General features: G+C 42.8%; 3 protein-coding genes. 1 reads left to right on the top strand and 2 read right to left on the bottom strand.

What is annotated here, in order from left to right:
* Nucleotides 1-178 precede the first annotated feature (178 nt).
* Complete coding sequence (gene epmA / locus AABI99_RS17885; RefSeq protein WP_338367472.1) at nt 179-1,153, bottom strand: elongation factor P--(R)-beta-lysine ligase; 975 nt, start codon at nt 1,151-1,153, stop codon at nt 179-181.
* 56 nt (nt 1,154-1,209) lie between these two features.
* A complete protein-coding gene (gene efp, locus AABI99_RS17880; RefSeq protein WP_055016950.1) occupies nt 1,210-1,776 on the bottom strand; it encodes an elongation factor P in 567 nt (188 codons plus the stop codon).
* Nucleotides 1,777-1,817: 41 nt separating this feature from the next.
* Here efp and epmB point away from each other — a divergent pair, with 41 nt between their 5' ends.
* Nucleotides 1,818-2,843 (top strand): EF-P beta-lysylation protein EpmB, encoded by a 1,026-nt coding sequence (gene epmB, locus AABI99_RS17875; protein WP_338367471.1) that lies wholly within the window; start codon nt 1,818-1,820, stop codon nt 2,841-2,843.
* Nucleotides 2,844-2,903: the final 60 nt, after the last annotated feature.

Genomic DNA, 2,903 nt, shown 5'->3' with positions numbered 1-2,903 from the left:
AAGTAGCAGCGAGTTTACCTCGCGTTTAAATTTATTATTCCAACGCTGTATAAAGCCTAAGTGCGCCAGCAAGCAAGGCGCCTACAATACTCCCCTCTAAAGCGCAGCGCCTCTAAACCTCTTTGTGAATTAATGCTTTAAATTTTTTGGATGGATAACCACGCCTACAGGTAAAGCATTACGCCCTATCTACATCAAACGCGATGACTTCTTTTATTGTCTCTTTTTCTGTAGCTAGCATTACTAGCCTATCTATACCCATAGCAACGCCTGCGCATTTCGGTAAGCCGTGCTCAAGCGCAGCAATTAAACGTTTATCCATAGGTACATGATTTAACCCATTAGCAGCGCGATAAGCGTTATCTTCATCAAAACGTTTTGCCTGCTCTTTGGCATTAGTTAGCTCGTTAAAGCCGTTCGCTAATTCCATATTTTTATAATAAAGCTCAAAACGCCCTGCTACGCGGTTATCGTGCTCGCAAATTTGTGCCAGTGCCGCTTGCGATGCCGGAAAGTGATACACAAAGCACGGTTTAGTTTGCCCAATAGTTGGCTCTACTTTCATACAAAATAGCAGCTGCAATAAGGTGTCTTTGTTTGTCTCGTTTTTGGCTATATCGGCAAAACCATGATCGCAGGCAAGTGCTTGTAATTGCGAGAGCGTCGCTGTTAATGGGTCAAGTGATAACACTTGCTCAAATGCTTGTTGGTAAGTTAGGCGCTCAGCAGGCATTACATTTAAAATAAGCTGCATTAGCTCATCCATCTCATCCATTAATGCAAACTCATCAAACCCAGGGCGATACCACTCAAGCATAGTAAATTCGGGATTATGATGACTCCCCGCTTCTTCGTTTCTAAATGCCTTACAAAGCTGGAATATTGCCCCAGAGCCTGCGGCTAACAAACGCTTCATGGCAAATTCGGGCGATGTTTGTAAATAAAGTGGCAAACCACCAGCGTGACCAGGGCCTACAAACTGCGTACTAAAACTTGCTAAATGCACATCGGTTACACTGGCGCTGCTTAGGCTCGGTGTTTCTACTTCCATTACATTACGCGTATAAAAAAACTCGCGAATGGTTCGCAGTATAGCTGCACGTTGCTTAAGGGTATTTATACTTGCACAAGGTGCCCAAAGTGTTGCTGACATATTTTCTCCAAAAAAAATCCCAGCTTAAGCCGGGATTTTATAAACCGTACTCATACTTACTTTACACGGCCTACGTATTCACCACTACGGGTGTCTACTTTAATAACTTCACCAATTTGTACGAATAATGGAACGCGTACTACAGCACCGGTGCTAAGCGTTGCAGGTTTACCACCTGTGCCCGCTGTATCACCTTTTAGGCCAGGATCAGTGTCAGTGATCTCAAGCTCAACAAAGTTAGGTGGTGTAACCGCAATTGGGCTGCCGTTCCATAACGTAATAGTACATACGTCGTTTTCAACTAGCCATTTGCCAGCATCGCCAAGTGCTTTTTCGTCAGCGGCAATTTGCTCAAATGTTTCGTTGTTCATGAAATGCCAAAACTCACCGTCGGTGTAAAGGTACGCTAAGTCGGTATCCATTACATCGGCACCTTCAACTGATTCACCCGATTTAAAGGTTTTTTCAAGTACCTTGCCAGAAATAAGCTTACGGATACGAACACGGTTAAACGCTTGGCCCTTGCCCGGTTTTACCATTTCATTTTCTAAAATGCTGCAAGGTTCGCCGTCCATCATAATTTTTAGGCCGCCCTTGAACTCGTTGGTGCTATAATTCGCCATCGTTTCCTCTATTTAATTTTTTTCGAGTAATCTACGTGCCAATGATACAAAGAAATGAAGCAAATTTGCATAAAAACTGGCAAAAAGAATTAGCAAATGTAGTTACCTGCCCAAAAACCTTGCTTGAAATGGTCGGTTTATCGAGCCAAGCCCATGAAAACGACCTAAAAGCCCGCAGTTTATTTCCGGTACGCGTGCCAGTCCCATTTATCAAAAAAATACGCAAGGGCGATGCAAACGACCCTTTATTGCTACAAGTTATGCCGCGCCACCAAGAGTTTTTAACTAAAACTGGTTTTAATAAAGACCCACTGCTTGAGCAAGACAACACTCAACCTGGGCTTTTACATAAATATAAGTCCCGTGTTTTAATTATGTTTAAAACCGGCTGTGCGGTAAATTGCCGTTACTGCTTTAGACGCCACTTCCCGTATCAAGAAAACCAGCTTAATAAAAAAAGCCTGCTTGATGCGCTGAGCTACATAAAATCAGACCCCAATATAAACGAAGTGATTTTAAGTGGCGGCGACCCACTTATGGCCAAAGACGATGCCATTAGCTGGTTTTTAGATGAGCTTGAACAATTACCGCAGATTAAACGCATGCGAATACACAGCCGTTTGCCGGTTGTAATACCTGCGCGTATTACCGATGAGTTATGTGCTAGATTGCAGCAATCACCGCTCAAAATTGTGTTTATAAACCATATTAACCACGCCAACGAAATAGACGATGAGTTTAAAGCCGCCATGCAAAAGTTAAAACAAGCAGGCGTAATGCTATTAAACCAAGCGGTTATTTTAAAAGAGGTGAACGATACCGTTGAGGCACAAATAAATTTAAGTGAGGCGTTATTTGATGCAGACGTACTGCCATACTATTTATATTTGCTCGATAAGGTTGAAGGCGCAAGCCACTTTGATATAGAAGAGCCCCAAGCAATAAAAATAATGGCAGAACTATTAAAAGCCCTGCCCGGATTTTTAGTGCCTAAATTGGTAAGAGAAATAGGCGGTCAAAAAAGCAAAACGCCTATCGACCTTAGGTTAGGGCGTGTTAACCTTTGATGGTAGAATTTGCAGCAGTATGTTTGGCTTTTAGGCAAGGCAGAGCCTATGAAGTGTGGT

Origin of the sequence: uncultured Pseudoalteromonas sp., assembly GCF_963922945.1 — a bacterium.
Classification (GTDB): Bacteria; Pseudomonadota; Gammaproteobacteria; order Enterobacterales; family Alteromonadaceae; genus Pseudoalteromonas.
The sequence above is the reverse complement of the archived record's forward strand: the minus strand, read 5'-3'. Positions and strand labels throughout refer to the sequence as shown.

What these genes read in the sequence shown, in the direction of transcription:
- efp (WP_055016950.1), bottom strand. Translation starts at nt 1,776, where the DNA reads ATGGCGAATTATAGCACCAACGAGTTCAAGGGCGGCCTAAAAATTATG.
- epmB (WP_338367471.1), top strand. Translation starts at nt 1,818, where the DNA reads ATGATACAAAGAAATGAAGCAAATTTGCATAAAAACTGGCAAAAAGAA.
- epmA (WP_338367472.1), bottom strand. Translation starts at nt 1,153, where the DNA reads ATGTCAGCAACACTTTGGGCACCTTGTGCAAGTATAAATACCCTTAAG.